Raw genomic sequence first — 24,645 nt, 5'->3', positions numbered from 1 at the left:
ATGGACAGACTCTTCTACCGTCCCAAGGACGCCGCCACGGTTCTCGGCATGAGTCGTACGGCCGTCTTCCGCCTCATCAAAACCGGCGAACTCCGCTCGATCAAGCGCGACGGCTATCGCCTCATCCCCACCGGCGCGCTCCTCGACTTCGCCCGAACCCTTGAGTCCGACGCCGAGGAGGCGGTGTGATGGCCACCAGGAAGCCCAACGGTCGTTCCTCCATCTACCTCGGCACGGACGGCCTCTGGCATGGCTGGGTGACGATCGGGCTCAAGCCGGATGGATCCCCGGACCGGCGTCACCGCAAAGCCAAGACCGAAGCAGAGGTCACCCGGAAGGTCCGCGAGTTGGAAGGCGAACGGCAGTCGGGCCACGTCGGCAAGCCGGGCCGGCCTCCCACGGTCGGGGAGTGGATGGCGGAGTTCCTGGACGTGATCTGTGAGCGGCTCGTCCTCTCGGACAAGATGGCGCCCCGCACGTTGACCGACTACCGCTCCAAGTGCCGGAACTGGATCGTGCCGCTCCTCGGCAAGCATCGCCTCGACCGGCTCGCGCCCGAGCACCTGGACGCCGCGTACACACGCATGCTGGAAGAGGGGCTGTCGCCCAGCTCTGTCCTCAAGGTGCATCGCATCCTGTCCCGCGCGCTCACGATCGCGGTACGGCGAGGCCGCATCACCCGCAACGTCGCGACCCTGGTCGATGCTCCTTCGGCCGCGACCACCGAGATCGAACCACTCACCAAGGACGAGGCGCGGCGCATCCTCGACACGGCCAAGACCCGGAGGAATGGTGCTCGCTGGTCCGTTGCACTGGCCCTCGGCATCCGGCAAGGTGAAGCGCTCGGCCTCCGCTGGTCGTACGTCAACCTGGCGACTGGCGAGATCAGGGCGTGGTTCCAGATCCAGCGCGCCGAGTGGCAGCACGGCTGCAGCGATCCACATGCCTGTGGAGAGAAGTGGCACCGCAAGGCGTGCAAGAAGAACTGCAAGGAGCACCGGCACGACCGGGACTGCGGAGCGGACTGCAAGAGACGCGCTCACACCTGCTACCGGCGTCCCTGCCCGAAGGATTGCATCGGCCACGCGGACAAGTGCCCGAAGCGGACGGGCGGCGGTCTGATCTTTCGGCAACGCAAGGGCAAGAGCAGGCTCACCCTCCAGTGCCCGCCGGCGCTCCTGGCGCTCCTCAAGGCACACAAGAAGGCCCAAGCCGCCGAACACCTCAAGGCAGGAGATCAGTGGGTGGATCACGATCTGGTCTTCACCACCCAACTGGGCGGCCCGATCGAGCGCACCGAGGACTGGAAGCAGTGGAAGTCCATCCTCAAGCAGGCCGGCGTACGGGACGTCCGGGTCCACGACGCCCGGCACACCGCCGCAACGCTGCTTATCGAGCAAGGCGTCCACATCCGCGTCGTCCAAGAGATTCTCGGCCACACGCGGGTGACCACCACCGAGCGGTACACCCACGTGGCCACCCTTCAGATGAAGGACGCCAGCGACCGCATGGGCTCGGCCCTCTGGGGCTGATGGGCCAACTGCAACCCGAACTGCAACCCACAGGCCCACAGAGATCGAAAAAGGCCCTCCCCCGAAGATCGGGGGAGGGCCTTTCACCTGGCGGAGGATCGGGGATTTGAACCCCGGATGGTGTTGCCACCAAACCGCATTAGCAGTGCGGCGCCATAGACCTGACTAGGCGAATCCTCCTGGAAGCCATCGCGGCTCAGCACAGCGTACCGGCCTTCTGGCGAGGCGGCAAAGCGGTTGCGTGTCGTGCCTTCGCCAAGAGTTATCAACAGCCTGTGGGTAACCGCCTGTGGATGAAGCCCGCCCCATGCTAGGGCGGGCTTCCAGGTTGTGGACAACCCAGCTCAGGCGGGGTTCGCCTCGCCCTCGATCTCGATCTTGACCTTCTTGCCCACGAGCACACCGCCGGCCTCCAGGGTCTGGTTCCAGGTCAGGCCGAACTCCTCGCGGTCGAACTCGGTGTTGATGGAGAAGCCCCACACCGCGGCGCCCCACGGGTTGGTGCCGGCGCCACCGTACTCGACGGTGAGCTCGACCTGCTTGGTGACGTCGCGGATCGTCAGGTCGCCGACGACGGTGAACTCGTCGCCCGAGTGGCCGACCACGCGGGTGCTCCGGAAGGTGATCTCGGGGAACTTGTCCGTGGCGAGGAAGTCGTCGCTGCGCAGGTGGCCGTCGCGGTCGCCGACGCCGGTGTCGATGCTGGCGGTCTTGATCGTCAGCTCGGCCGTGGACTCCAGCGGGTTCTCCGCGATCGTGACGGAGCCGGTGAAGTCACCGAAGCGGCCGCGTACCTTGCTCACCATCATGTGCTTGACCACGAAGCCGATGCGGGTGTGGGCCACGTCGAGGTTGTACGTGCCGGCGGCGGGAATGGTCAGGGACTCCCAGGTGCGGGTGCTCATCGGGTTCTCCTCGGGAAGGTTGCTGTGCGGATGTCTGCGGCAACAAATGTCTACACGAGGAATATTCCGCAAGTCAACTAACGTCGGTTAAGGTATGGACGTGAAGCACATCGATGACCCCAGGCTGACGGCGATGGGCCTGCTCGCCGAGGTTCACGCAGGTCTGGCAGCCCGGATGCAACCCGTCTTCAGCAGGGCGGGGTTGTCGGGCATCGACTTCGAGACGGTCATCCGCCTGGCACGATCACCGCGGCAGGCGCTGCGGATGACCGACCTGGCCGCCCAGACGGGCCTGTCCACGAGCGGCGTGACCAGGGTCGTCGACCGGCTCGAACGTGAGGGCCTGGTGACCAGGCAGGCGTGCGCCACCGACCGCAGAGCCTCTTACGCCGCGCTCACGGACGCGGGACGCGAGCGACTGGCGAGCGTCCTGCCCCAGCACCTTGAGGACATCAAGGACAGCTTCACCGGCCTCCTGAGCGAGGTCGAACTCGACGCGTTCCTGCAGACACTCCGCAAGATCAGAGACGTCGTGCGCCCCTGCGCGACGGCCGGCGCGGAGGAGACCACCCACTCGCTCAACTGAGCCGCACGCCGACTACAAGGCCGATGACGAGGACGTCCCCGGAACCCCCGAGCCGCCCGGCTCCGAGGAGATCCCCAAGGCGCTCCTGAGCTTGGCCATCGCCCGTGACACCGTGCTCTTGACCGTGCCGACGCTGATCCCGAGCGTCCTGGCGATCTCCGGTTCGGTCATGTCCTCGTAGTAACGCAGCACGATCGCGGCCCGCATACGTTCGGGCAGCCCCTCCAACGCCTGTTCCAGCAGCTCGTGCACCTCCCCGCAGGCCGGCGGCTCCGCCGCGGCCACCTCGGGCAGGTCGTCCGACGGGTACTCCTCCAGCTTGCGCCGCCGCCACTGCGAGATGTTGATGTTGACCATGGCCCGGCGGACGTACCCGTCCAGCGCCTTGCGGTCCTCGATGTTCCCCCACGCCAGGTACGTCTTGGCCAGCGCGCTCTGCAGCAGGTCCTCCGCGTCCAGCGGATGCCCGGTGAGCTGACGGGCGGCGCGCAGCAGCGCGGGACCGCGAGCCGTGACGTACTCGCGGAACTCCTCTTCCCACCCGGTGGTCTGCATCGTGGCCAGAATCGCAGCCTGATGCCCTTTTGTGACTGAACCACAATTCAGGTTTCGGCCCGACGAAGACAAAGGTCAGTCAAGGTCGGTGGCAGATTGTTCGAAGGCGGGTGTCAACTACCTTCCCCGGGGATGCGTATTTTGCTCCCCTCTGTTCGCCACGGCACGAGCCGCTCCGGAGTCATGTGAACCTAGTACCTGACGAGGGAGGGCGGATGGGCTATCCGAACGTCGAACGCCGCAGGCGGCTCGCGGCCGCCGCGCTGGGCCGCACCCCGGGCATCGCGGGCCCCGACCTGGCCGACGGCGAACCTTTACGCGCCGTCGCCGGCGAGATCCTTGACGTCAGCCCGCATCTCATCGTCATCGAGACCCCCGAAGGCGTCGAGGAGCGGCTCGTGATCGCCCCCTGGGCCACGGCCTGGCACGGCGCGGAGATGGCGCCCGCCGACCTCCCGGTGGGCTCCATGGTGCTCATGCGCACACTGCGCGACGGCCGCGTCGTCGAGCGGATCTGGGCCGACACCACCCGCCTCACCGGCACGATCCTGTCGGTCGAGGGGCGCAAGGAGCTGACGGTCGAGCTCGACTGCGGCCCCCACCGGGGCCCCCGGACGATCGTCATCCCCTACCCGGCCACCGGACGGCTGCAGGTGCGGCATCCGAAGTTCGAGCCGGGCTACCTGTTCGACGCGATCGGGATCAGGCGCGGCGGCTCCGCCCTGGCGCTGCTGCCGGCGACCTCGCAGCCCGCCCACCGGTCGGGCGTCGTGCCGGCCCCGGCGCCCGCGTACGCCGGGGCGCAGGCGCGCATCTCCGGCACCGCCACCTGGTCCGACACGTTCGACGAGGAGGAGCGCGGCGCGGCGTACCCGATGCTGGAGCGCGTGGACACCGGCTGCCCCGACGCCGGGCTCTCCTGCGCCGGCCTCCCCTACCTCGCCATCGGTTCGCTGTTGCAGGTCAGGAACACGTGCGCCGACCGCGCGGCCAACCTGCCGGTGGTCGCCTGCGGCTGCCTGGCCGGGCGGTTCTGCGACCGTTGCGTCGAGTGCGACACCTCGCCGCGCGGCCGCGTCGCCGAGCTGTCTCCCGCCTCGTTCGTCGAGCTGGGCGGCGAATTGATCAAAGGCTGCTTCAACGCTCAGATCGGATTGGGGTGACGGGCGTGCTCGATTCGCAGATGCCGATCCTGATCGTGCTGCTGGTGATGGGCGCCGGCGCCAAGGTGGTCACGGTGTACCGGGGCGGAGAGCCGGGCACCCTGTCCAGGCTGGGCCCGGCGGTGCTCATGCCCGGCCGCATGCAGGCGCCCTCGCTGCTGGTCTGCGCGGTCGTCGAGCTGGTGCTGGCCGGGGGGCTGCTGTTCACCACCGCGCCGATCTTCAGGTGGGGGACGGTCGGCTTCTTCGCAATGTGCACGTACGTGCTGGTCGAGCTGCGCAGGCGGCGTCCTGACGCGGGCTGCGGCTGCTTCGGCGAGGTCAGCTCGGCGCCGGTCGGCATACGTTCGATCGGCCGGACGGTCGTACTGACCGGGATGTCCGCGTTGTCGGTGGCCGCGCCGGCGTCGGGCTGGGCGGCGACGGTCCATCCGACCTGGCTCACGGCCGCGGGGTTGGCGGTGATCGCGCTGCTCTCCCCCGAGATCGAGGAGCTGGTCGATCGCGTACGGTACCGCGCCCCCTGCGAGCAGCGCCCCGGCCCCGCCGAGCAGGTGATGCTCTCCAGGCTGAGGTCGAGCGGCCCGTGGCGGGCGCACCAGGAGGCACTGACCTCGCCGGAGCCGTACGACAGCTGGCGCGAGCTGTGCTGGCGCTTCTTCGTCTTCACCGGCCGCGACCAGGACGACGTGGTCTTCGCGGTCCACCTGCGCGGACGGCGTCCGGCGGTGCGCGTGGCGGTGGTCAGCAACGACGACAGCGACTCTCTGCCGGAATATACGCCAGTATCGGCGTGACGCTAGAGAGCCCTAGATTTCCGTATCCAGGCACGGCGATATGACTCTATTGGGCTGTCTAGCTTCCCCACTAGACAGCCCAATAGAGGTCTAGGGGCGGCGCTCAAACAGGTTGAGACCGCAGGAACCTTCCGAAGTGCGGCACCGTGAACGCGATCAGACCGCGCTCGGCGCTGTAGATGAGCCCTTTCTTGATGAGGCTGTCACGAGCCGGCGAGAGGCTGGACGGCTTCCGCCCGAGGGCGTCGGCCACGTCGGCGGTGGCGACCGGCTCGTCGCCGATCTGCGCCATGGCGTGCATGTAGTCGCGCTCGGCCGGGGTGGCCCGCTCGTAGCGGCTGCCGAAGAAGCCCACGGCGAGCTCCTCCTCGGCCTCGGGCGCGGAGACCTTGACGTCGTCGAGGGTGATCGGGCTGCGGAGCGCGAGGTCCCAGGCGACCTTGCCGTACGCCTGGACGAAATAGGGATAGCCGTCGGCGGCCTCGTAGAGCGCGTCGAGGGCTTCCTGGGTGAACTCCACCATCTCCTCCCGCGCGGGGAGGATCAGCGCCATGTCGGCCGCCTCGCGGTCGAGCTTGTCGATGCGCGCGTAGCGGAAGAGCCGTTCGGAATAGCTCTTGCTGGCCGACAGCACGCTCGGCAGGTGCGGCAGCCCCGCGCCCACCACGATCAGCGGCCCGCCCGACTGGGACAGCTCGTGGCAGGCGGCGCAGAGCGCGGACACGTCGGCGGGCTGCACGTCCTGCATCTCGTCGATGAACAGCGCGATGCCCACGCCGAGGTCGGTCGCCACGCCGGCGGCGTCGACGAACAGCTCGGTGAGGTCGATCTCCAGGTCGCCCGAGTCGGCGCGCCCGCGGCTGGCGGGCACCTCGATGCCGGGCGACCAGTGGGAGGTGCCCTTGGCCGCGGACGGGTCGCGCATCGCGAACGCCTTCAGCACCCCGAGGAACTCCTCGATGCGCTCGGGCGCGCGGTGGCGCGGGGCCAGCTCGCGGATGGCCATGTGCAGGGCGGCCGCCACAGGACGCCTGATCGACTGGTCGGGCCGGGCCTCGATCTTGCCCGTGCCCCACAGCCGCTGCATGGCCATGGACTTGAAGGTGTTGAGCAGGACGGTCTTGCCGACGCCGCGCAGGCCGGTGACGACCATGCTGCGCTCGGGGCGCCCTCGGGCCACCCGCTCCAGCACCACCTCGAACTGCTGCAGCTCACGGTCGCGCCCGGCCAGCTCCGGCGGACGCTGCCCGGCGCCGGGGGCGTAGGGATTGCGCACAGGGTCCACGCTCTCGGACTTTATTGCCGGATATAGCGGCCGTCTTAGATTTGGGAAGAAAGTGCTACGGCGTGTCCGAGCAGGAGCTGTGGCGAGCATCGTCATCGGACACACCCCCTCTCACCAGGCCGAACCCTTGTTCGATTTCGATACCCAGAACTGTAGCGCGGACTCGAACATGCATGCGATGGTTTCGAGTAAAAGATCTTTGCAACAGTCCGGGACGCCCGTGCGTCTGGGTGTTGCGGAGTTCGAGGAGTTCATGCAAGCGCGTGGCGCCGCCCTGCTCCGGTACGGATACGTCCTCACCGGGAACCCCGACGACGCCGCCGACCTCGTCCAGGAGGCGCTGCTCAAGCTCGGCGGCACCTGGCGCAGGGTGCGCAACAAGGACAACCCGGAGTCCTACGTACGCACGATCATGACCCGCCGGCACGTGAGCTGGTGGCGCGGGCGGCGCAGGGAGCAGCTCACGGACGAGGTGCCCGAGGGGGCCTACACCGACAGCCACTCCTCCGGCGAGCTGTGGCGGGGAACTTCATGTCCGCCGAGCCCAGCACGACCATGTACTGGAGCGAGCGGGGCGACGAGTACCGGGTGCTCAACTTGGCAGCCGTCCCGCCCGCGCAATAGCGTTCGTGACCATGCGGACCTTCGCGAACGTACAGGAACTCAAGGCGGCCGTGGGCGAGACGTTCGGCCCGACCGAGTGGCGCACCGTCACCCAGGAGCAGGTCAACCTCTTCGCCGACGCCACCGACGACCACCAGTGGATCCACGTGGACGTGGAGCGCGCCAAGGAGGGGCCCTTCGGCGGCACGATCGCCCACGGCTACCTGACCCTGTCGCTGCTGCCGACGTTCATGTTCGAGATGGTGCGCGTCGAAGGCATCGCGATGGGCGTCAACTACGGGCTGAACAAGGTGCGCTTCCCCAGGCCGGTGCCCGTGGGCGCGCGGGTCAGGGCCGTGGGCGAGCTCACCGACGTCAAGGGCACGCCGGCCGGCTACCTGGCCAACCTGAAGATGACGATCGAGATCGAGGGCGAGCGCAGGCCCGGCTGCATCGCCGAGTCGCTCAGCCTGTACGTCCCCGCGCCCTGATCACCGCAGCGACAGGACGATCCCGATCACCGCGGCAAGCCCGATCAACCCGAGATAGGCCAGTACGAGCCGGGTGTCCCTGAGCAGGCATTTGCTCCGGGTCAGCCCGGCCCGCCGCGCCTTCCAGTACCCCGCGAACCCCAGCGCCGCGAACCCGAGCACCGCCCACGGCCCGAGCAGCCAGGCCAGCAGCGCCACGGTGGCGTACACGCACAATCGAAGCGGATCGTATGGCTGGGCCTTCACAGGATCACCAGCCCCGGCTTCGAGGCCACCGCGGACAGCCGCTGCCGTGAGAGCTGCGGCCACGCCTGCACGGCGCAGAACGGCGCGCACTGGTCCTGCTCGGCCCGCGTGCCCACGTGCACGCAGCACTGCGTGAGCCGCTCCTCGATCATGGTCGAGATGTCCATGAACGGCTTGATCGTGATCCGCACCACCCGCTCGCCCAGCATCCTGCGCAGCTTCCTGCGCCGTCCGGGCAGCGCCGAGGAGGCGAGGGTGAGCAGCGTGGCGACGCCCAGGTCGCAGTTCTCGCAGATGTCCCGCCACAGGTCGCCGATCTGCGGGTGGGACAGCGACGACTGCTCCGACAGCAGCCCGAGCAGCGACTCCTGAACGGCCAGCCGCAGCTCGCGCGGCAGCTCGGTGTCGGCGATGCGGTTGGAGACCAGGCCCAGGTTCTGCTTGAGGCGGTCGTGGCCCATCAGGGCGACCAGCGAGCGCCACTGCTGCGAGTCGTCGCGGATCAGATAGCCCACCGAGCAGCAGTGGGGGTGGGAGCAGGGCAGGGCGGTCAGGTCGCGCCAGGTCACCAGGCCGTCGGTCTGCGGGCCGAGCCGCTTGAGCACGCCGGTGTGGGTGAGCCGGTCGGACGGGTCGATGACGCCCGACCTGCCCGACCCGAACTGGGGTTGCAGCGACACGCCGCCGACGAAGGGGGTGTCCAGCGCGAGGCGTACGACGTCGCCGATCTCCCCGTCGTTGACGCCCAGGGCCGCGGTCATGACCAGGGTCGTGAAGATCTCCCGCTCCGACAGCCGCCGTACGGCCTGCGCCTTGATCCGGCGCAGGTCGCCGCCGCGATGGTGCTTGGACGCCTCGGCCGACGAGCCGTCGTACTGGAGGTAGACCTCCACCCGGTCCCGGTGCTCGGTGAGCAGGTCGAGCAGCGCGTCGTCCCTGGCGATGAGCACGCCGTTGGTGTTGATCAGGATGCGGGTGACCGGCCGGAGCGCCAGCTCGGCGAGGAGGGTCTTCAGCTCGGGGTGGAGCGTGGGCTCCCCGCCGCTCAGCATCAGGACGTCGAGCTTGCCGTTCTCCCTGGCCAGCCGCTGGTCCACGTTCGCCAGCACGTCCGCGACCGGGACGACGCCGGTCAGGTCGGGCGAGCTGTCGGCGAAGCAGGTGGGGCAGCGCAGGTTGCACGCCTCGGCGATGTCCTCCAGCAGGATGCAGGTGTGCTGGGTCTGCATCTCGGGCAGGCCGTTGAGGTACGCGCCGGGGATCGGGGCGAAGTTTCCGGACACGTCAGGGATGTGCTGCTTGGTGGGAGCGGTCCACTCCTCCAGATAGGAGAGGATCTCCGGGTCCTCGTCGTACAACGTGCGGATCAGGCCGTGTTCGCGGCAGCCGCGTTCCAGCCACACCTTGCCGTCGCGTTCGGCCAGGTAGCCGCTCAGCCGTTGGACCTGGTCGAGGTCCTGGCCGTGGCATTTCGGGCAGAACGCGTTGACGTACCGGAGGATGCGGTCGCCCCGTAGCCCCATCCCTGCGCTCATGTCATGACCTTCCGCTTGAAAAGGGCATCGTAATGGCCTCGACGCCAGCCATACACGAGCCTGAGCGTGAGCAGCGTCAGGCCCGGGATCAGGAAGCACTGCGGTCCGGTCAGGCCGAGCCACAGCGTCTCGTTCGCCCTGGTGAACTCGACCAGGAACCGGAAGACCGCATATCCGGCGAGGTAGAGCGTGAACAGCTCGCCCGGCTGGGTCAGCCGCTTGCGCGCCCACCGCAGCGCGACGAACGCGGCGAGCTGGAAGACGATCTCGTACACGAACGACGGGTGCATGGCCTGGCCGGTCAGGCAACCCGGACATTCCGGTGTGGACGGCGGCGCGTGCACCCCCCAGGGCAGGTCCGTGGGCCTGCCGGGGGCCTCGGTCAGGTGACAGCCGATGCGGCCGATCGCCATGCCGAGCGCCACCGCCGGGGCGAACAGGTCGCCGGTGCGCTCCCGGTAGCCGATGACCTTCTTCGCGACCAGCACGCCGACGTACGCGCCGGTCAGGCCGCCGAGGATGCTGCGGGAGCCGTACAGCCAGAGGTCGGCGAGGTCGAACGTCTCCAGCCAGCCCGCCAGGCGCATGCCGATGGCTCCGCCGACCAGGGCTCCGGTGACGGCGACGAGTGACTGCTCGTTGAGCGCGCCCCTGGCCCTCGCCTCGCGGACGAAGACCACCGCGGCCACGAGGACGCCCAGGCCGACGAATATCTCGTGATACGGCATGCTTCAGCCGTACAGGCTCGGGTTGAGGCCGGTGCAGATGCCGGCCGTCAGCATCGACCACAGCGCCCAGCCGATCGCGAGCCCCAGCCCGAGCCCCCGCGACCACGGCTTGCGGACCAGGCCGAACCCCAGACCGCCGCCCAGGCCGACGACGGCCAGCAGCACCGCGCCGACGATCACACCCGCCTTGTTCGTGCCGTCGATGGCGGAGATGAAGACGAAGAAGCCCACGATGCCGTTGACGACGCTGTAGGCGAACATGCCGGCGACCAGCGTCGCGATGAGGACGATCGCGGAGTCGCGGCTGCTGGGCTGCTGCGGCGGCAGCGGCGATGGCCGCGGCGGCTGCGACGGCGGCGGCGGCTGCGGCGGTGGCCAGCCTTGGTGCGGCTCCCACGGGCCTTGTGGCGGTGGTGTCGTCATCCCGCCGCCCCCTGGTCGGTGAGGCACTGCTGATCGGACATGCTTCGCCTACGCGTACATGCCGGGGTTCAGCCCCGTGCAGTATCCGGCCGAGACGATCGACGCCAATGACCACCCGATCATCAACCCGAGCCCCAGCCCGAACGACCACTGCTTGCGCAGGACGACCAGCGTGATGCCCAGGCCGAGGCCCAGAAGCGCCAGGAACCCGGCCGCGACGCCGATTCCCACCGCGGACTGCAGGCTCAGCGCGAGCAGCCCGACCATCACATTGATCACCAGGTAGGCGAAGCTTCCGGCCAGCGCCAACGCGACGGTCAGCCCCGGCTGGCGCCGCGGCTGCGGCCCGGGCTGGCCGTGCGGAGGCCCCTGCGGCGGCGGACCCTGCGGAGGCGGTCCGTACGGCGGTTGCCCCGGCGGGGGTGGCCCGTACGGCGGCTGCCCGGGGGGAGGTGGCCCGGGTGGAGGCTGCCCCGGCGGAGGTGGCGGCGGCATGGTCACGGCGTTCACCCTACGGGGCTAAAGCGACTCTGAGTAGTAAATCGCTGCCTGGACGCGGCTCTTCAGCCCCAGTTTGTTCAGGAGGCGGCTGACGTGCGTCTTCGTGGTGGCTTCGGCCATGTCCAGCTCTTTGGCGATCTCGGCGTTGGACAGGCCGCGGCCGATGCAGGCCAGCACCTCGCGTTCGCGCGGGGTCAGGGCCTCCGGGTCGGAGGGCTCGCGACGGGGCGGCTGATCGGCGAAGGCCGCGATCAGCCGTCTGGTGACGCCCGGCGCGATCATCCCCTCGCCGCCCGCCACCAGCCTTACCGCTTCCACCAGGGCGTCGGCCTCGGTGTTCTTGAGCAGGAAACCGGCCGCGCCCGCCCGGAGGGCGCCGAAGACGTACTCGTCGACGTCGAACGTCGTGAGGATCAGGACGTCGCTCACCCCCGCCAGCTCCCTGGTGGCGGAGATGCCGTCGAGGCGGGGCATACGGATGTCCATGAGGACGACGTCGGGACGCAGGTCGTGGGCCAACCGGACCGCCTGCTCGCCGTCGGCGGCCTCACCCACGACCTCGATGTCGTCGGCGCCGTCGAGGATCATCACGATCCCGGCGCGTACGGCCGCATGATCGTCAGCCACCAACACCCTGATACTCACGCCACCCCCCTCTCCCCGTCCGCCGTCCCGGAGCGCCCGCCGTCGCCGCTTTTGAAGCGTCCGCCGTCGCCAGGCGGCTCCCTCGTAGCCTGCTCCCCCGAGACCTGGCTGCTCGAAGAACGGTCCCCCGAAGCCGGTACGTCGAGCGACGTCGGGAAGGCCGCCACGACGCGCCAGCCGTCCCCCCATGGCCCCGCCTCGAAGAACCCTCCTACCAGCGAAGCCCGTTCACGCATGCCGATCAGCCCCGCCCCTGCCCCCGGCAGCCGAGCGCCACGTCGGCCGACCCGGTTCTCGATCGTCAGGAGAACCTCCCCAGGTTCGTACGCCAGCGAGACGACAACCGGTGCCTCGCCATGCTTGAGCGCGTTCGTCAGCCCTTCCTGAAGGATCCGATAACCAGCCAGATCCACCGAAGCCGGCACCTCACGCGACTCCCCGTCGACCCGCAGCTCAACCGCCATCCCAGCCCGCCGCGTACGCTCGACCAGGCTCTCCGCGTCAGCCAACCGCGGCCGGGTGGCCTCAAGCTCCGGCCCGTCCCCCTCGCGCCCGCCGTTGGCCTCCCGCAGCAGCCCGATCATGTCCCGCATCTCGGCCATCCCCTTGACACTGTTCTCCCGTACGGACTCCATGACCTTGCGAACCGTCTCCCGATCCAGGTCCTTACGGGACAGAGCAGCCGTCGACTGGATGGCGATGGCGCTGAAATGGTTCGCGATCATGTCGTGCAGCTCACGAGCCATCCGCGTACGCTCGGCCGCGATCGCCGCCTGCCGGTCGAGCTCGGCCAGATGCGCGACCTGCTCCGCCCGCGCCCGTTCCGCGGCCGCCCGGTCCCGCTGCTCCCGCAGCACCCAAGCCGTGGTGACCGGCGTGATCAGCACCAGCCCTACCTGGATGCCCATGACGGCCAGCAACCGCCAGTCCGCCGCGATGAACGCCGCCACCGCCCCACCCACCACGGCCAGCACCGTCGTGATCCCGAGCAGCCAGCGAGCGAACCGCGCCGGCCCGTAGAGCGCCGCGGCGTACAGATTGTCGGTGAACACCAGCACGGTCGCCAGCGACGGCCCCACCACCCCGTCGACCGTGACGGCCACCACCCCCAGCGCCAACGACCACAGCGGCGCCCGCTGCCGCAGCAACACGGCCGAACAGGTGATCGCCAACGGCACCAGCAGGGCCCACACCGGCACGCCGCGCTGCACGTACGCACCGGCCAGGATCAGCAGCGCCCCCAGAACGAAGGCCAGCCCGGCCGCCACTGCGGGCCGTACCCGGCCCTTCTCCTGGCCACCGGCCACCCCGCGCACGGCGAACGGCCTCACCCACCGTGCAACCGCCCGCGCCTCGGCGCCACCGCTCTTCACCGCCGCCCGTGTCATGTCCTCATCACACCACTCCCGGCGGCCGCCGCCGTCCTCCGAGGGTCCGCCTGTGGATACACCCTTCGATGTATCCACAGGCTCGTTTTCACCGACGATGTGCCGGGCCGCGAATCCCCCCAAGCTGGAACATGTGATTGTCGCCATCCTCATCGGCTGCGAAATCGGCTTCTGGCTCCTCCTGGGTCTCGGCCTGGCCAGCCGCTACCTCTGGAAGCGCCGCCGGCTCAGCACGGCCCTCCTCCTCTGCGTCCCGCTCCTCGACGTGGTCCTCCTGGCCGCGGCGGTCATCGACATGCGCGGCGGCGCCACGGCGGACCTGCGCCACGGCCTGGCGGCGGCCTACCTCGCCTACTCGATCGTCTTCGGCCACCGGACCATGCGCTGGGCCGACGCCCGCTTCCACCACCGCTTCGCCGGCGGCCCCCCGCCCTGGAAGCCGCCGGCGGGCGGCATGGCCCGCACCCGCTACGAGTGGGGGTTCTGGCTGAAACTGGTCCTGGCGTACGGAATCTTCTGCCTCATCCTGTTCGGCCTCATCTGGCTGGTGAACGACCCCTCCCGTACAAAAGCCCTGATGGACTTCATGCTCAACCTGCTCAAGATCCCCCTCATCGCCCTGCTCTGGCCGGTGAGCTACACGCTCTGGCCGAAGAAGGAACCGTCGGCTCGCCAGTGATCGCGGGTATTCGGTTCGATGCACCGCTCAGAACCCGCTATGCTTGCTTACGCAGCGAGCGGCCGTAGCTCAATGGATAGAGCATCTGACTACGGATCAGAAGGTTGGGGTTTCGAGTACCTCCGGCCGCACAGCAGGTCAAAGGCCCTCCGGGATCATCCCGGAGGGCCTTTTTCGTGGGCGTACAGCAGCGCTGTACAGCAACGTGGGCTCGCGCAACCGGTCTTCCATAGGCACCGCGCGAAGACGACGAATCCCGTGGCGCCCTCGCGCTACTTGACGATCTCCAACGCCAGTCGGGGCTTCTGCCTGACCCAGGCCACCAGCGCGCCCATGCACCTGCTGTCGGCCAGATCAACGTGATCTTCTTGTACCGACCATGCAGGTGCTCCAACCCGGACCCAGCATCCGCCTCCGGGCATACCCGCGATCAGCTTGTTCAAGGACACTCGGCAGGCTGCGCGATCATGTGGGCATGGTTCTCTCTGCCCCCTCCGAACGTCTCCCCACAGAGCCAGGCTTGATCAAGCTGTGGTTTCAGTTCGTGCCCCGGGAAGGTTGGCTTCCCTACGACACCGAAGGACTTTGGGCCATGCCCTTAATCGAGGACACCGCCCGTGTGGCGAACGTCCCATTTCTACAGGACGGGGTCGCCGAAGGCGACGTGGTGCGCTTCATCACCAATGATGACGGTCGCCACTGGGCCTGTGAGCGGGTGGAAGCGTCGGGCAATTGCACGATCCGGGTTTTGCCGTCACCCAATGGACCGCTGGGGCGAAGCGCGCAGGCCGTGTACGAGCAGTTGGCACCGTTCGGCCTGGGCGGGGAATCCTTCAGCTCGGAGCTTCCCCTGGTCGCCTTTACTGTGCCGGCGGGCGCAGGGCTCGGGCAGATAAAGACGCTGTTGACGCGTGGCCAAAGGGATGGCTGGTGGCACTTCGAGGAGGCCTGCATCACCGACGGCTGGCGAAGCGCTTAACGATGGGTTCGTTTCACGGGCCGCGGAAGGTGCCGGCCTTGCTCAGGCACCGCCGAGGCCCTTCCGAAGACGGTGAACCCAGTCTGCGGGGAAGACCTGCTCAAGCCGCTCTTTGCTGATCTCCAGCATCCCTTCCTGCGCCAGGGGAAGAAGAGCGCCGTCCTGGACGGCCTTGTGATCCTCAGGTGCCGGGCAGATCAGAACGGCGAGGATCCGGCACGTCCGTTGGAGCTCCTCGATCCCGGTCGTATGGATCATGCTCTTGATGGGCTCCCACGCTGTCCGCACAGCGAGACCCACCAGAGCATCGAGGAGGGCTCCGCGTCCCTCGTTCTGCCGGGACTGCATAATGACCGTCGTCACGTACTCCGGGATTCGGTTCAGAGATTTCGAGAGCTTCTCAATGGCCCCGGCCATGGCAATGAGGAGATCGCACCAGAAGTGATTGGTGAGCTGCCTTCGCGCTTCTCTCGGCCTGCCCCCACCGAAGCTCTTATCGAGCTCCTGAATCACAGGGCCAGCAAGGGCATCTCCGATTTCTTGGATAAGGTCGATGGCGTCGGGGTTTTTGGACAGCCAGTCAACGAGGTCGACCGTGGCACTATCGGTGGCGGCTGCCTTTCGCTCCTTGGAGGGCTTTCGTCGCCCCATGGGAGGCCGACTTGCGGCCCAGGCCGCGTCGCTAGTGTCTCTCGCCGCTTCACGAGCCGCGGTCGAGGGATCGCGAGCCAGCGAGAGAGCGTGCGTCCAGCCGTGCTGTGCTCCGCCGCACGCAGAACAGCCGCAGTGATGTCCCTTGGCCCGCTCGCAATTCACAGGGTGCGTCATTCGCCCTCCGCTACGTCTGGCCGGAGATGACCTGGCGCCTCACTGGAAGCCCCCATCCCTTTGAACCACATGCAACGAGATACGAAATGACCAGCGCAGCTAGTGCTGCATATCCCTTGGGCTATGAGACAACCCCATGAACACACTTAGGCCCTTTTGGGATACCCCAAGAGGACCTAAGTTTGGTACCGAGAGATTAGTTGTGACTCGCTTGAGCGGTCGAGGCTCTGATTGAGCCTGTCTAGCGCCTTACGGGTTTCGGGACTGGGAATCTGGGTGTAGACGTCCATGGTCATCGAGATCTGCGAGTGGCGCAGGATGCGCATCGCCACACGCGGGTGGACGTCCAGGGCGGCCAGAAGCGAGGCGCACGTGTGCCGGGTGTCGTGCACACGGATGCGCGGCACACCCGCTCGGCGACAGTGGTTCTCCAAGGCCCGGTTGAAGTTGCGCGGCTCGATCGGCGTGCCGCGTGAACGTCAGGTCCGAGGTCTTCCATGCGTCCCCGGCCATCTTGTGGGCCTCCTCCTGGACGCGCCGACGGTGCCTGAGTGCGGAGACGCACAGGCCGAAGAGTGGCAGCGAAGCGGTCGAGTCCTCTGTCTTGGTGGTGAGCTGGTGGGAGATCCAGACCTGTTAGCCGACGAGATCCACACACGTGAGACCAAGGAACGTAGCCTGCCCAGCCGTTCTTGTACGGGTGATCGAGCTTTCGTTGTTGGCCCGGGTACGACGGCCCGTACGCGGATGCTTGGGCTCCTCCGGGGAGGCAAGCGCGGTCTTGGCGGGCATCAGACTGCCTCCTCGCAGAGTCGGGTGACGTAGTCGTTCAGGGCGGCTTGAGGAATGCGGCGGCAGCGGACGCCTACGATGACCGAGCCCAGTTCGCCGGAGCGGATGAGGTTGTAGAGGGTCCACCGGCTGACCTGCAAAGTGGCCATGGCTTGCGGAGCCGTGAGCAGTTCAGGCGTCATGCTGTTCCCCCAGGTTCGGCACGCGGTGACCTGTGATGGCGGCGAGGAGTTGTTCTCCGAGGGAGAAGCCCTGTCCGGCGTACTCCCAGTGAGCGACGACGAGGATGGTGTCCTCGTCGAAAAGCGGCAGCCGCCTGAGGTTGATCTCTTCTGTGCGCATGTGTTCTTCGCGGGCGGCGCGGAGTTCGCCGAGGGTGGTGGAGGAGTGGCGGCTCTTGGTGGAGAAGTGACCGCGGAAGCCGAGCATGTGAGCCCATTGGATGAGCCGCAGGTCGGCCAGGTCGGCGTTCTCGCCAAGGCGCATGCAGGCGGCGATCAGCCGGCGGGGGTGGTCGCGAACGGGTAGGGCGTCGAGATTGTCGAGGGGTTGGATGCGGCGATCCAGCGTCCCTACACATTCGGCGGCCTTGGTGGCGCACTTGGCGATGTAGGCGGCGACGGCCTGCCCCTCAACAGCCGCATCACCGGCGACACCTGATGGGAAGCTATCCACGGCACCTTAAAGGCGCTGGTCCGGCTGTCGTTCGACGAGGATGGGCGAGGATGGGCCCGAACAGCTTCGGTCCTAGACTTGGGCCATGGACAGGACTGACCGCGCCAGCCGGCTGATCGCGGCACCACCGGCGACGGTCTACGGCGCCCTCCTCGACCGGGAGTCGCTCGAAGTCTGGTTGCCGCCGGACGGTATGCGCGGGCGGATCGAGCGGTGGGATCCCCGGCCTGGTGGCGGGTTCCGGATGGTCCTCACGTACCTTGACCCCACCGACAGCCCTGGCAAGACGTCAGACGCGACGGACGTCGTCGACGTCGGGTTCGCCGAGCTGGTTCCACCGGAGCGCGTGGTGCAGCGGGCGGTGTTCGAGGCCGAGGACCCGTCGTACGCGGGCACCATGACGATGACCTGGCACCTAACTGCTGTCGGCGAAGAGACCGAGGTATCTGTCACCGCCACGGACGTACCACCCGGCATCAACCAAGCCGTGCACGAGGCCGGGATCGCCTCCTCGCTGGCCAACCTGGCGTCATACGTCGAAGAGGCCGGCTGAGTCAGGTCGGCTTGGGACCGAGGGGCCAGCCCCAGCCTGACCAGCATCGCCAGCACGAGAGAAGGCAACGAAACAGCAGGTCAGACGGAGTGCCTTACGGTGTCAACCTTCAGTTGATGCTTGACGGTTTGGCATCGGTTGATGCTTTACACCGTGCCTAGATCTCGTAGTCGATATGGCCGCTGGCTCGCAGCCGGTTGACCTCCTTGAGGATGGTGCGCGGGTGGACCGACAGCAGCTCGCCCTCGAACAGCACCCGCAACTGCGTCTCCTCCAGGACCACGGTGACGACCTTGCCCCGGTGCACCTGGCCGACCTGAACCTTGCAGCCGGCCACCTTCAGGCTGCCGTTGCTGGACACCACCCGCTCCACCCGCGGGAAGCGGCCGGGAGCGGCTGGAGGGGTGCTGGCAAGCCGTACGCCGTGCAAGCGTCCGCGCTGTGCCGGGGAGAACACTCCTCCCAGCTGTCGGGGTAGCAGGTGTCGGCGCCGCACGCTGCTCGGAAGTATGGACGAAGCTCAAGTGCCATGCCGGCCGAATTCCTCAAGCGGTGGGCCACTGACCCCTTAGGATTGATCATCCAAGGGCCGCCAAATTGGCAGGAGCCGCAGGGGCGACCGGTCGTTCGTGAACTGCGCGACCCTGATGACGGCGAAGACGAGTAGCCGGGCCTGGCGCTGGCTGGGGTGTTGGTCAGTTGCCTGGACGGCGGTGGCTGATCGACGGCGGCGATGCGGGCGGCGTACACCCGGTGCGCCTTGCGGACGGGCGGTCCGGCGGCGTGGTCGGCCAGGGCGGCGCTCTGTTGTGGTGCGGCGTTCTGGCCGGCCTTTGATGGCCTTGCGTGCGGCTACGCCACCGGCGAGGTTGGGCCCTCACGCCACGAGCCGTTCGACGCCCGCCAACCCCTGGTCAGGATTTTCGCGATCGATCTGGTCCAAGAGCTCGTCCGCGCTGGGCGCGATCAAAGAGGTGGGGACGCAGTCGCCGCGAAACTGTCGTGCTGTCGGATTGCTGACGACCGGCGTCCCGGAAAATTCTGCAAGAAGTCCGGGAGGCGGTGTCGGATCGGGGCGGTGGCGTTCGTAGCAAGGGTGAGGCCGCCCGCAAGGGGGCGGCTCCGAGGCAAGGAACCGCGATATGAAGCTGACGACCATGACCCAGGTCACCATCGATGGCGTGATGCAGGGAAACGGCGCCGCGTCGGATGACCGCAGGAACGGATTCGAGCGCGGCGGATGGGCCCGGGGGAAGGGTGACGACGAGACCAGGACGTTCATCACGCAGGCATATCAGCGCGCCGAGGCGTTCCTGTTCGGCCGGCGCACTTATGAGCTGTTCGCCGGCTCTTGGGGGGCAATCGAACAGATGCGTGCACATCCCATCGGCGTGGCCTTGCACGAGGCCCCCAAGTACGTTGCCTCGACCACGCTCACCGCCCCGCGTTGGCAGGACACGACCGTTCTCCGCGGTGACCTCGCGGCGGCCATCAGTGAGCTGAAGGCCAAGCCAGGGGGTGAGCTGCAGGTGCACGGCAGTGGCATCCTGATCCAGTGGCTGCTGGAGAACGACCTGGTCGACGAGATGACGCTGGTCACCATCCCGGTGGTCGTCGGCCAGGGCGCGCGCCTGTTCCCGGAGACCGGCCCGGACCTTGCGCTCGACCTGGTCGAGTCGCGGGTCGACTCCAAGGGTGTGTCGATCCAGGTCTTCCGGCCGGCCGGGCGCCCGCGGTATGCGACGGCCTGAAGTCCCTGGCCGGCGGACCACGCTGTCGTGACATCACAGGAGTTGGTCTACAGATGCGGTACCTGGTTTCCGTGATCGATGACAAGAGTTATCCCGGCAGCACGGACAGGCGGCCCGCCATCAGCGCGTTCAACGAACGGCTGATCGCCGAGGGCTACTGGGTCTTCTCGGGCGGACTCGCGGACACCGACGTGGCCACCGTCATCGACAACCGGGGCGAGCAGGCGGTGTTCAGCGACGGGCCTTTCGTGGAGTCGAAGGAGTACCTCGCCGGCGTCTGGGTGTGGGAGGCCCCTGATCTGGATGTGGCGCTCAAGCTCGCCGGCGAGGCGTCGAAGGTCTGCGATCGGAAGATCGAGGTGCGGCCGTTCCTGTGAGCGACGTCGGGGAGGCGATCACCCGGGCCCACCATGAGGAGTGGGCGCGGCGTACCGCCCAACCCCGGCGCCTGGCTGACCACCACAGCCAACCGCAAGGCCAGGCTTGGGCGAGCGGCCTATCTGTGGGGCTGGCCGCTGGTGAACCTGCGTAACCGACGCGTGCTCATGGAGCAGCTCCCGGGGCCGGGTCTCCTGGCGGGCATCGTGCCGGCGGGCCCGCCCGGTACGATCGGCATGCTGTACGACTACATCCGCCCCGAGGAGCGGATGGTCGCCTGCCCGAGCCAGGACGTCGCCTACGGTTTCGGCGTCCTGGACGCCGAGCGCGATCCCTCGGTGGTGCAAGTGCCCGACTTCGGTGGCCGGTTCTGGGTCTACCAGGCGGTCGACCAGCGAACGGACTCCTTCGTGGAGCTCGGTGCGATGTACGACACCAAACCCGGCCCCTACCTGCTCGCGCCCACCTCCTGGAGTGGCCAGGTACCCGGCGGCATCGCCGGGGCATTCCGCTTCGACACCCGGACCGCGGTCGTGATCCCGCGCGTGTTCCTCGACGACACCGATCAGGACCGAGCGGCGGTGCAACCGCTGGTGAACCAGATCAGCGTGTACCCGCTCGCGGGGTTCGACGGCACGATGAAGGTGGTCGACTGGAGCAAGGCTCCCTCCTTCGGCCAGGCAGGCTCGACAGGTGGCGGGCAGGAGACCCAGTGGGTGGACCCGGCCGCGTTCTTCGAGGTCTTCGGGGAGGTCCTCGACGAGGTGCCGCCCCTGCCCGGACGAGCAGGCGATGTATGACTGGTTCCGCTCCGTGCTCCAGACGGACGCCGACGCCCCGAAGATCGCCGTAGCGCTGAAGCAGGCGGCGCTCGACGCCGACGCGATGGTCGGCGAACTGTTCGAGTTCCGCAACTACGGCATCCCGCTCGCCCACCACTGGTCGACCCAGCACACCGGAGCGGCGTTCGGCACCGACTACCTGATGCGGACCGCGGTCGGCAAGTCCAACATCTTCGTCAACACGGCCAACGAGACGACCTACTACTACCAGAATCTCGACGACCAGGGCGAACGGCTCGACGGCTCCAACACCTACACCGTGCATGGCAACCACCGGCGGTCGCGCGTAGCTGACCATTCGATCCGCTGCTGCCCGGCCTGGGCGCCTGCAGGGTCTGGTGGACGACACGGCGGAGATTCGACTCCGAAGGCTTCCAGGCCGTTCTTGGAAACACGCTGCGTGTGCTCGCCGGCGTCGCGATGCCTTTCAACGCTGCCGAGGTGGGTGAGCAGCGATTCGGACCAAGGCAGAGGGCACGCTTCGGGCTGCTGAGCAATCAGGTCGAACAGCGCCAGTCGGCCGATGGACGCTGACCCCCTCACTGTCGTGAAGGAGGCCGGCGCAGCCCAACGACCCGAGTGCCGGGACTTGCGCCAACTCGTCGAGGAGGGCCGCTACTCAGGATGTAAGAGGCTCACAGCTGGAATTCGTGGGTCGCGGTCAGCCCTGCCCCCAGACACCCTCGCCTTCCGAGGATGCCGGGCAGTACTGCCAGACGAATTCCAGCCACGGCGGGGCCACGCCCGTGAAGTGCGCCCAACTGCCCGGTTCCGCACCCGGGTAGTCACCTCGGACCTCAGAAAGGAGCCTCAGCATGAAGCCTTCCCGGATCAGGCTGTTGACTATCCGGCTCAGTGTCTGCCTGTACTCCAGGGGTTCGCGAATGTGGGGGCCGGCCGGCTTGCGGTCGTAGACCCAGTCCTGGTCGGGATAGCGGGTCGTGGCCTCGTCCGTGTAGGGGTGCTTCAGCGTGTAGCCCTCCCCGTTCCACGAGTGGTGAGTGAGCCCGGAGAAGAACGGGTTGGCGCACATCAGGTAGTAGTAGCCGCCTTCGTCGACGACTCTCGCGACCTCGCGGAAAACGATCCGGGAGTCCGGGACGAAGGTCAGCGAGTACGGATGCCAGACCAGATCGAACGAGGAGTCGTCAAGGGCCGACAGGTCCCGCATGTCTCCCTGGATCGTGCGGATGCCGATGCTGTAGTGCTCAGCGGCCAAGCGGTCCCGCTCCAGCTGCCCGGACGAGATGTCGAGAACCGTCACGTCGGCTCCGAGCAGAGCGAAGGCCGCAGACTGCTGCCCACCCCCTCCCGCCAGGCAGAGCACCTTCCGGCCCGCCAGATCGCCGGGGATGCCCAGCCTCTCCAGGCCCAAATAGGCCTGAGCCTTCTCCGCGTCCAGGTCGAGCATTGGACGGGTGAACAACGCCTCCGCCCCCACAAGGGCTTCCCAGCGTTCCTCGTTGTAGTGGTAGACCTCGTCCTGCATGGCGGACACCCTAGCTGTCGTCCAACGGCCGGGACGAACGATATTCGGTCGGGCCTTGCTCCTCCGCCGTCCTCCTCCACCAGTCCACCCGCCATGAACTGCCACTTCAGGATGAAAAAGCCCCAGCGCCAAGCACCACGACTTGAGCGCGCCACGTGCTTGGGCCAGCAATGGGTCTGTGGTGACTTCGATGATCACAATCGTCGGCCGCCAAATCCGGGCGACTGAGCCAGGCTCACTTTGGATCAGTTGCTGGCGTCCCATCGCACGCCTGCTGCTGGACAGCAAAGAAGTACAGCAACGAGGTCTCACACGATCACACGCTGACACTCGTCAACTGCCCTCTGAGCTGGGCGACGCAAGGTCCAGGTGGTGACTGGCCCCCGTTTGCAAGCAGGAGTAGGGGACGCCAGTTTCAAAAGAAGAGCGCCCACCGCTCGGCGGGGAGATTCAGGAGGGAGAATCCCTCCAATCGTCCGGGCCCGCTGTGGGTGACACCTTGTAGAGGTCGCCGAAGGTGATTGTTCCCTGGTAGATGCGCCCTCAAGGTCGACATCGGACCAGCGCAGACGAAGCGGCTCACCGCGCCGAGCACCTGTATAGGCCGCGACGTGGAAGAAAGACCTGAGGCGGTGGCCACGGGCAGCGAGGAGGAACGTCTTCAGCTGGTCCGTGGTCCAGACCGAGCCAGGCTCGCTGATTTCCCGTCGCGGGCGCTTGGCCTTCTCCACCGGACTGGATGCCAGGATCTCATCAACGTTCACGGCGTCACGGAAGGCCTTCCGAAGCGCGGCCGCCCGTTCTTGCCGCCGTCGGCCCTCAGACCCCGGTACAGCTTGGTGATCGCGGCAGCCCGAACGGCCTGCAACCACGGGTGGCCGCGCACCACTGCCCACCGCCGCACGTGGCCAGGCTCGGTACGTGCGGTCGGGGCGGCCCTTCGTCAATTGGCCAGAGGCCTACTCGGCATCGCAGGTCGTGGCCTCGGATCCGGTCGGTTCCGTAGACCTCGTGCCAGCACTCTCGCCTTTCCTGCCCGCCTCGATGGAGGCGTAGCGCCGCTGTTGGAGCTCGTCGCGTTCAACATCCGGGATTGTCATCGACTCGGCAAGCACAGCGGCAAGTGCGTTCACTTGAGTGTCGTCGGTGTCAGCGTGGAAGAGCCACCGGATGTTCTCGTCGCGCGTGATGAGGTCGATCGCCAAGCGCCCGCTTCTGTCCTGTGTGGTCGCTGCTCGGACGTATCGCACCCGGTCGATCGGGATGTCCTGACGGATCTCGCCTTGCTCAAGGAAGGCGTTCGTCTTGGCCATGAGGATGCGGCGATCCGTGACGGCGACCAGTGTCTTTGCTGCCATTTTGTCCCTCGCTGCCGCCAGCTTCTCCTTCGCTCCGCTGAAGATCGCAGAAATTGGGCCGAGGGCGTCAAGCTGCTCGGGGAAGCCGAGGACACGTAGGGTCTCACCGTCCTCGAAGAACCATCGCAGGATGCGAAGGTACGGCGCGAGATCCAGCGATTTGGTTGCGCAGACGACGCCCGGAGCCTCGAGCGGAGGGGCCGGCGGATGGAGAGCATCGGCAAGAGGCTCGATCGCCTCCAGAAGACGGACGGAGGTTTGGCGGGCTGCCTGCGCGTCCTTCCGCTTCCCCGTCAGTGACTGTGACAGTGTGTCGCGTCCGGGAAGCTCGGCGATGATTCGTAGCTCCCGCGTCAGCGAGTCGACGAGGCTCGTCGTCTCGGCCAGGGCAAAGTCGAGCTCCGTGCGAGTGTCGCGCGCAATGACGTCGACGAGACGTGCCTCGTCAGCGTCTTCGCGTCCGGCGGCTCTCGCCTTCGCGGCGCGGAGTGCCTGATACCCGGTCCACGCCTTGACGGAGGACAGAAGGGCGTTGGCGTCGAAGAGGATCGCCTCGGCGTTCGTCTGGAGATACTCGCGGCGGCGATGCGTGTCGGGCCGATCGATCTGCCCGACGTGGCCGCGGACGTTCCGTCGGTACAGGTCAAGCTGCTTACGCAACGACGCTTCACTACCCGCGACGCTGTCCCACAAGGAGGTGGGGACCGATCCGACCTCTCGCGCCTGGTCAACTGCGCGATCGATGGTGGCGACGAGTCCCGTCAGTTCGGCCCACTGCTCGTTGCGGATGGTTGTGAGCACCTGGCTTGTCAGTGCGACGTTGGTCCTGACAAGGCTCGTGACCTGAGGGGCCACGGTGATTCCGGACAGCTGTGTTATGAGCGCAGCCTATGCGGCCGTCTGGGTTGAAAGGGCCTCGTTGAGAACCTCCAGGGGCG

The 24,645-nt window shown here is 67.6% G+C and carries 30 protein-coding genes, 2 tRNA genes and 1 pseudogene; 15 read left to right on the top strand and 18 right to left on the bottom strand.

Going from position 1 to position 24,645, the window contains the following annotated elements; genetic code table 11:
• Complete coding sequence (locus tag ACWCSU_RS51165) at positions 1–189, top strand: helix-turn-helix domain-containing protein (protein WP_449944559.1); 189 nt, start codon at positions 1–3, stop codon at positions 187–189.
• On the top strand, positions 189–1,532 hold the full coding sequence (locus ACWCSU_RS51160; protein ID WP_449944557.1) for a tyrosine-type recombinase/integrase: 1,344 nt from the start codon (positions 189–191) through the stop codon (positions 1,530–1,532). The genes ACWCSU_RS51165 and ACWCSU_RS51160 overlap by 1 nt, the downstream gene beginning before the upstream one ends.
• Positions 1,533–1,620: 88 nt before the next feature.
• On the opposite strand, the gene ACWCSU_RS51155 is transcribed toward ACWCSU_RS51160, so the two are convergent.
• Both ACWCSU_RS51155 and ACWCSU_RS51150 read right to left on the bottom strand, forming a co-directional pair.
• A tRNA-Ser gene (locus tag ACWCSU_RS51155) sits at positions 1,621–1,712 on the bottom strand.
• Between the two features lie 164 nt (positions 1,713–1,876).
• A complete protein-coding gene (locus ACWCSU_RS51150; RefSeq protein ID WP_357692911.1) occupies positions 1,877–2,437 on the bottom strand; it encodes a YceI family protein in 561 nt (186 codons plus the stop codon).
• 94 nt (positions 2,438–2,531) lie between these two features.
• On the opposite strand from ACWCSU_RS51150, the gene ACWCSU_RS51145 reads away from it, so the two are divergent.
• On the top strand, positions 2,532–3,023 hold the full coding sequence (locus ACWCSU_RS51145) for a MarR family winged helix-turn-helix transcriptional regulator (protein WP_449944556.1): 492 nt from the start codon (positions 2,532–2,534) through the stop codon (positions 3,021–3,023).
• A gap of 12 nt (positions 3,024–3,035) precedes the next feature.
• Here the strand turns inward: ACWCSU_RS51145 and ACWCSU_RS51140 are convergent, their stop codons facing one another.
• Positions 3,036–3,578, bottom strand: a complete 543-nt coding sequence (locus tag ACWCSU_RS51140; RefSeq protein WP_449944553.1) for a SigE family RNA polymerase sigma factor — start codon at positions 3,576–3,578, stop codon at positions 3,036–3,038.
• 215 nt (positions 3,579–3,793) lie between these two features.
• Here ACWCSU_RS51140 and ACWCSU_RS51135 point away from each other — a divergent pair, with 215 nt between their 5' ends.
• Positions 3,794–4,741: a hypothetical protein gene (locus tag ACWCSU_RS51135; protein WP_449944551.1), complete on the top strand. Its 948-nt coding sequence runs from the start codon at positions 3,794–3,796 to the stop codon at positions 4,739–4,741.
• 5 nt (positions 4,742–4,746) lie between these two features.
• On the top strand, positions 4,747–5,538 hold the full coding sequence (locus ACWCSU_RS51130; protein WP_449944549.1) for a MauE/DoxX family redox-associated membrane protein: 792 nt from the start codon (positions 4,747–4,749) through the stop codon (positions 5,536–5,538).
• A 103-nt stretch (positions 5,539–5,641) separates the two neighbouring features.
• Here the strand turns inward: ACWCSU_RS51130 and ACWCSU_RS51125 are convergent, their stop codons facing one another.
• A complete protein-coding gene (locus tag ACWCSU_RS51125; protein WP_357692921.1) occupies positions 5,642–6,823 on the bottom strand; it encodes an ATP-binding protein in 1,182 nt (393 codons plus the stop codon).
• 169 nt (positions 6,824–6,992) lie between these two features.
• Between ACWCSU_RS51125 and ACWCSU_RS51120 the strand changes: the two are divergent.
• Positions 6,993–7,217 (top strand): annotated as a pseudogene (locus ACWCSU_RS51120) (sigma factor); the annotation flags it as partial.
• Between the two features lie 241 nt (positions 7,218–7,458).
• Positions 7,459–7,917 carry a MaoC family dehydratase gene (locus ACWCSU_RS51115; RefSeq protein WP_449944546.1) on the top strand — a complete coding sequence of 153 codons (459 nt, stop codon included), beginning with the start codon at positions 7,459–7,461 and terminating at the stop codon, positions 7,915–7,917.
• On the opposite strand, the gene ACWCSU_RS51110 is transcribed toward ACWCSU_RS51115, so the two are convergent.
• From ACWCSU_RS51110 to ACWCSU_RS51080, 7 genes are all read right to left on the bottom strand, one after another.
• Positions 7,918–8,127: a hypothetical protein gene (locus tag ACWCSU_RS51110; RefSeq protein ID WP_449944544.1), complete on the bottom strand. Its 210-nt coding sequence runs from the start codon at positions 8,125–8,127 to the stop codon at positions 7,918–7,920.
• Positions 8,128–8,159: 32 nt separating this feature from the next.
• Complete coding sequence (locus tag ACWCSU_RS51105) at positions 8,160–9,698, bottom strand: radical SAM protein (RefSeq protein WP_449944541.1); 1,539 nt, start codon at positions 9,696–9,698, stop codon at positions 8,160–8,162.
• Positions 9,695–10,426: a prolipoprotein diacylglyceryl transferase gene (locus ACWCSU_RS51100; RefSeq protein ID WP_357692929.1), complete on the bottom strand. Its 732-nt coding sequence runs from the start codon at positions 10,424–10,426 to the stop codon at positions 9,695–9,697. The genes ACWCSU_RS51105 and ACWCSU_RS51100 overlap by 4 nt, the downstream gene beginning before the upstream one ends.
• Positions 10,427–10,429: 3 nt before the next feature.
• Positions 10,430–10,849 (bottom strand): hypothetical protein, encoded by a 420-nt coding sequence (locus tag ACWCSU_RS51095; RefSeq protein WP_449944538.1) that lies wholly within the window; start codon positions 10,847–10,849, stop codon positions 10,430–10,432.
• 48 nt (positions 10,850–10,897) lie between these two features.
• Positions 10,898–11,158: a hypothetical protein gene (locus ACWCSU_RS51090; protein WP_449944535.1), complete on the bottom strand. Its 261-nt coding sequence runs from the start codon at positions 11,156–11,158 to the stop codon at positions 10,898–10,900.
• Positions 11,159–11,368: 210 nt separating this feature from the next.
• Entirely contained in the window at positions 11,369–11,977 is a 609-nt protein-coding gene (locus ACWCSU_RS51085; protein WP_449944533.1) for a response regulator, read from the bottom strand.
• A gap of 14 nt (positions 11,978–11,991) precedes the next feature.
• Positions 11,992–13,383 (bottom strand): sensor histidine kinase, encoded by a 1,392-nt coding sequence (locus tag ACWCSU_RS51080; RefSeq protein WP_449944530.1) that lies wholly within the window; start codon positions 13,381–13,383, stop codon positions 11,992–11,994.
• A gap of 133 nt (positions 13,384–13,516) precedes the next feature.
• Here ACWCSU_RS51080 and ACWCSU_RS51075 point away from each other — a divergent pair, with 133 nt between their 5' ends.
• From ACWCSU_RS51075 to ACWCSU_RS51065, 3 genes are all read left to right on the top strand, one after another.
• Positions 13,517–14,062 carry a hypothetical protein gene (locus ACWCSU_RS51075; protein WP_357692939.1) on the top strand — a complete coding sequence of 182 codons (546 nt, stop codon included), beginning with the start codon at positions 13,517–13,519 and terminating at the stop codon, positions 14,060–14,062.
• Between the two features lie 58 nt (positions 14,063–14,120).
• Positions 14,121–14,193: transfer RNA gene (locus tag ACWCSU_RS51070), tRNA-Arg, on the top strand.
• 389 nt (positions 14,194–14,582) lie between these two features.
• The gene (locus tag ACWCSU_RS51065) at positions 14,583–15,041 is read left to right on the top strand and encodes a DUF4265 domain-containing protein (protein WP_449944527.1); all 459 of its coding nucleotides are present in this window, start codon (positions 14,583–14,585) and stop codon (positions 15,039–15,041) included.
• A 42-nt stretch (positions 15,042–15,083) separates the two neighbouring features.
• On the opposite strand, the gene ACWCSU_RS51060 is transcribed toward ACWCSU_RS51065, so the two are convergent.
• The 4 genes from ACWCSU_RS51060 to ACWCSU_RS51045 form a co-directional block, all read right to left on the bottom strand.
• Complete coding sequence (locus tag ACWCSU_RS51060; protein WP_449944524.1) at positions 15,084–15,692, bottom strand: hypothetical protein; 609 nt, start codon at positions 15,690–15,692, stop codon at positions 15,084–15,086.
• Positions 15,693–16,045: 353 nt separating this feature from the next.
• Positions 16,046–16,330 (bottom strand): tyrosine-type recombinase/integrase, encoded by a 285-nt coding sequence (locus ACWCSU_RS51055; RefSeq protein ID WP_449944587.1) that lies wholly within the window; start codon positions 16,328–16,330, stop codon positions 16,046–16,048.
• 330 nt (positions 16,331–16,660) lie between these two features.
• Complete coding sequence (locus tag ACWCSU_RS51050) at positions 16,661–16,843, bottom strand: helix-turn-helix domain-containing protein (protein ID WP_449944523.1); 183 nt, start codon at positions 16,841–16,843, stop codon at positions 16,661–16,663.
• Positions 16,833–17,336 (bottom strand): replication initiator, encoded by a 504-nt coding sequence (locus tag ACWCSU_RS51045; protein ID WP_449944520.1) that lies wholly within the window; start codon positions 17,334–17,336, stop codon positions 16,833–16,835. Before ACWCSU_RS51045 ends, ACWCSU_RS51050 begins: the two co-directional genes overlap by 11 nt.
• 85 nt (positions 17,337–17,421) lie before the next feature.
• On the opposite strand from ACWCSU_RS51045, the gene ACWCSU_RS51040 reads away from it, so the two are divergent.
• On the top strand, positions 17,422–17,889 hold the full coding sequence (locus tag ACWCSU_RS51040) for an SRPBCC family protein (protein WP_449944517.1): 468 nt from the start codon (positions 17,422–17,424) through the stop codon (positions 17,887–17,889).
• Positions 17,890–18,046: 157 nt separating this feature from the next.
• Here ACWCSU_RS51040 and ACWCSU_RS51035 read toward each other — a convergent pair whose 3' ends face one another.
• On the bottom strand, positions 18,047–18,250 hold the full coding sequence (locus ACWCSU_RS51035) for a hypothetical protein (RefSeq protein ID WP_449944514.1): 204 nt from the start codon (positions 18,248–18,250) through the stop codon (positions 18,047–18,049).
• A gap of 781 nt (positions 18,251–19,031) precedes the next feature.
• Here ACWCSU_RS51035 and ACWCSU_RS51030 point away from each other — a divergent pair.
• The 4 genes from ACWCSU_RS51030 to ACWCSU_RS51015 are packed head-to-tail and all read left to right on the top strand — an operon-like array spanning position 19,032 to position 21,353.
• Positions 19,032–19,640: a dihydrofolate reductase family protein gene (locus ACWCSU_RS51030; RefSeq protein ID WP_449944511.1), complete on the top strand. Its 609-nt coding sequence runs from the start codon at positions 19,032–19,034 to the stop codon at positions 19,638–19,640.
• A 53-nt stretch (positions 19,641–19,693) separates the two neighbouring features.
• Positions 19,694–20,017 (top strand): YciI family protein, encoded by a 324-nt coding sequence (locus ACWCSU_RS51025; protein ID WP_449944508.1) that lies wholly within the window; start codon positions 19,694–19,696, stop codon positions 20,015–20,017.
• 33 nt (positions 20,018–20,050) lie between these two features.
• Positions 20,051–20,818 (top strand): DUF1254 domain-containing protein, encoded by a 768-nt coding sequence (locus ACWCSU_RS51020; protein WP_449944505.1) that lies wholly within the window; start codon positions 20,051–20,053, stop codon positions 20,816–20,818.
• A complete protein-coding gene (locus ACWCSU_RS51015) occupies positions 20,811–21,353 on the top strand; it encodes a hypothetical protein (RefSeq protein ID WP_449944502.1) in 543 nt (180 codons plus the stop codon). Before ACWCSU_RS51020 ends, ACWCSU_RS51015 begins: the two co-directional genes overlap by 8 nt.
• A 168-nt stretch (positions 21,354–21,521) precedes the next feature.
• Here the strand turns inward: ACWCSU_RS51015 and ACWCSU_RS51010 are convergent, their stop codons facing one another.
• On the bottom strand, positions 21,522–22,349 hold the full coding sequence (locus ACWCSU_RS51010; RefSeq protein ID WP_449944500.1) for a class I SAM-dependent methyltransferase: 828 nt from the start codon (positions 22,347–22,349) through the stop codon (positions 21,522–21,524).
• Between the two features lie 959 nt (positions 22,350–23,308).
• A complete protein-coding gene (locus ACWCSU_RS51005; protein WP_449944498.1) occupies positions 23,309–24,562 on the bottom strand; it encodes a hypothetical protein in 1,254 nt (417 codons plus the stop codon).
• Between the last annotated feature and the right edge of the window lie 83 nt (positions 24,563–24,645).

The organism is Nonomuraea sp. NPDC001699 (assembly GCF_053596455.1).
This window is presented reverse-complemented; position numbering and strand designations above follow the sequence as displayed.

What these genes read in the sequence shown, in the direction of transcription:
- ACWCSU_RS51115 (WP_449944546.1), top strand. Translation starts at nt 7,459, where the DNA reads ATGCGGACCTTCGCGAACGTACAGGAACTCAAGGCGGCCGTGGGCGAG.
- ACWCSU_RS51105 (WP_449944541.1), bottom strand. Translation starts at nt 9,698, where the DNA reads ATGAGCGCAGGGATGGGGCTACGGGGCGACCGCATCCTCCGGTACGTC.
- ACWCSU_RS51025 (WP_449944508.1), top strand. Translation starts at nt 19,694, where the DNA reads ATGCGGTACCTGGTTTCCGTGATCGATGACAAGAGTTATCCCGGCAGC.
- ACWCSU_RS51165 (WP_449944559.1), top strand. Translation starts at nt 1, where the DNA reads ATGGACAGACTCTTCTACCGTCCCAAGGACGCCGCCACGGTTCTCGGC.
- ACWCSU_RS51080 (WP_449944530.1), bottom strand. Translation starts at nt 13,383, where the DNA reads ATGACACGGGCGGCGGTGAAGAGCGGTGGCGCCGAGGCGCGGGCGGTT.
- ACWCSU_RS51015 (WP_449944502.1), top strand. Translation starts at nt 20,811, where the DNA reads ATGTATGACTGGTTCCGCTCCGTGCTCCAGACGGACGCCGACGCCCCG.
- ACWCSU_RS51060 (WP_449944524.1), bottom strand. Translation starts at nt 15,692, where the DNA reads ATGGGGCGACGAAAGCCCTCCAAGGAGCGAAAGGCAGCCGCCACCGAT.
- ACWCSU_RS51150 (WP_357692911.1), bottom strand. Translation starts at nt 2,437, where the DNA reads ATGAGCACCCGCACCTGGGAGTCCCTGACCATTCCCGCCGCCGGCACG.
- ACWCSU_RS51160 (WP_449944557.1), top strand. Translation starts at nt 189, where the DNA reads ATGGCCACCAGGAAGCCCAACGGTCGTTCCTCCATCTACCTCGGCACG.
- ACWCSU_RS51135 (WP_449944551.1), top strand. Translation starts at nt 3,794, where the DNA reads ATGGGCTATCCGAACGTCGAACGCCGCAGGCGGCTCGCGGCCGCCGCG.
- ACWCSU_RS51040 (WP_449944517.1), top strand. Translation starts at nt 17,422, where the DNA reads ATGGACAGGACTGACCGCGCCAGCCGGCTGATCGCGGCACCACCGGCG.
- ACWCSU_RS51095 (WP_449944538.1), bottom strand. Translation starts at nt 10,849, where the DNA reads ATGACGACACCACCGCCACAAGGCCCGTGGGAGCCGCACCAAGGCTGG.
- ACWCSU_RS51010 (WP_449944500.1), bottom strand. Translation starts at nt 22,349, where the DNA reads ATGCAGGACGAGGTCTACCACTACAACGAGGAACGCTGGGAAGCCCTT.
- ACWCSU_RS51145 (WP_449944556.1), top strand. Translation starts at nt 2,532, where the DNA reads ATGGACGTGAAGCACATCGATGACCCCAGGCTGACGGCGATGGGCCTG.
- ACWCSU_RS51030 (WP_449944511.1), top strand. Translation starts at nt 19,032, where the DNA reads ATGAAGCTGACGACCATGACCCAGGTCACCATCGATGGCGTGATGCAG.
- ACWCSU_RS51100 (WP_357692929.1), bottom strand. Translation starts at nt 10,426, where the DNA reads ATGCCGTATCACGAGATATTCGTCGGCCTGGGCGTCCTCGTGGCCGCG.
- ACWCSU_RS51050 (WP_449944523.1), bottom strand. Translation starts at nt 16,843, where the DNA reads ATGACGCCTGAACTGCTCACGGCTCCGCAAGCCATGGCCACTTTGCAG.
- ACWCSU_RS51140 (WP_449944553.1), bottom strand. Translation starts at nt 3,578, where the DNA reads ATGCAGACCACCGGGTGGGAAGAGGAGTTCCGCGAGTACGTCACGGCT.
- ACWCSU_RS51020 (WP_449944505.1), top strand. Translation starts at nt 20,051, where the DNA reads ATGAGGAGTGGGCGCGGCGTACCGCCCAACCCCGGCGCCTGGCTGACC.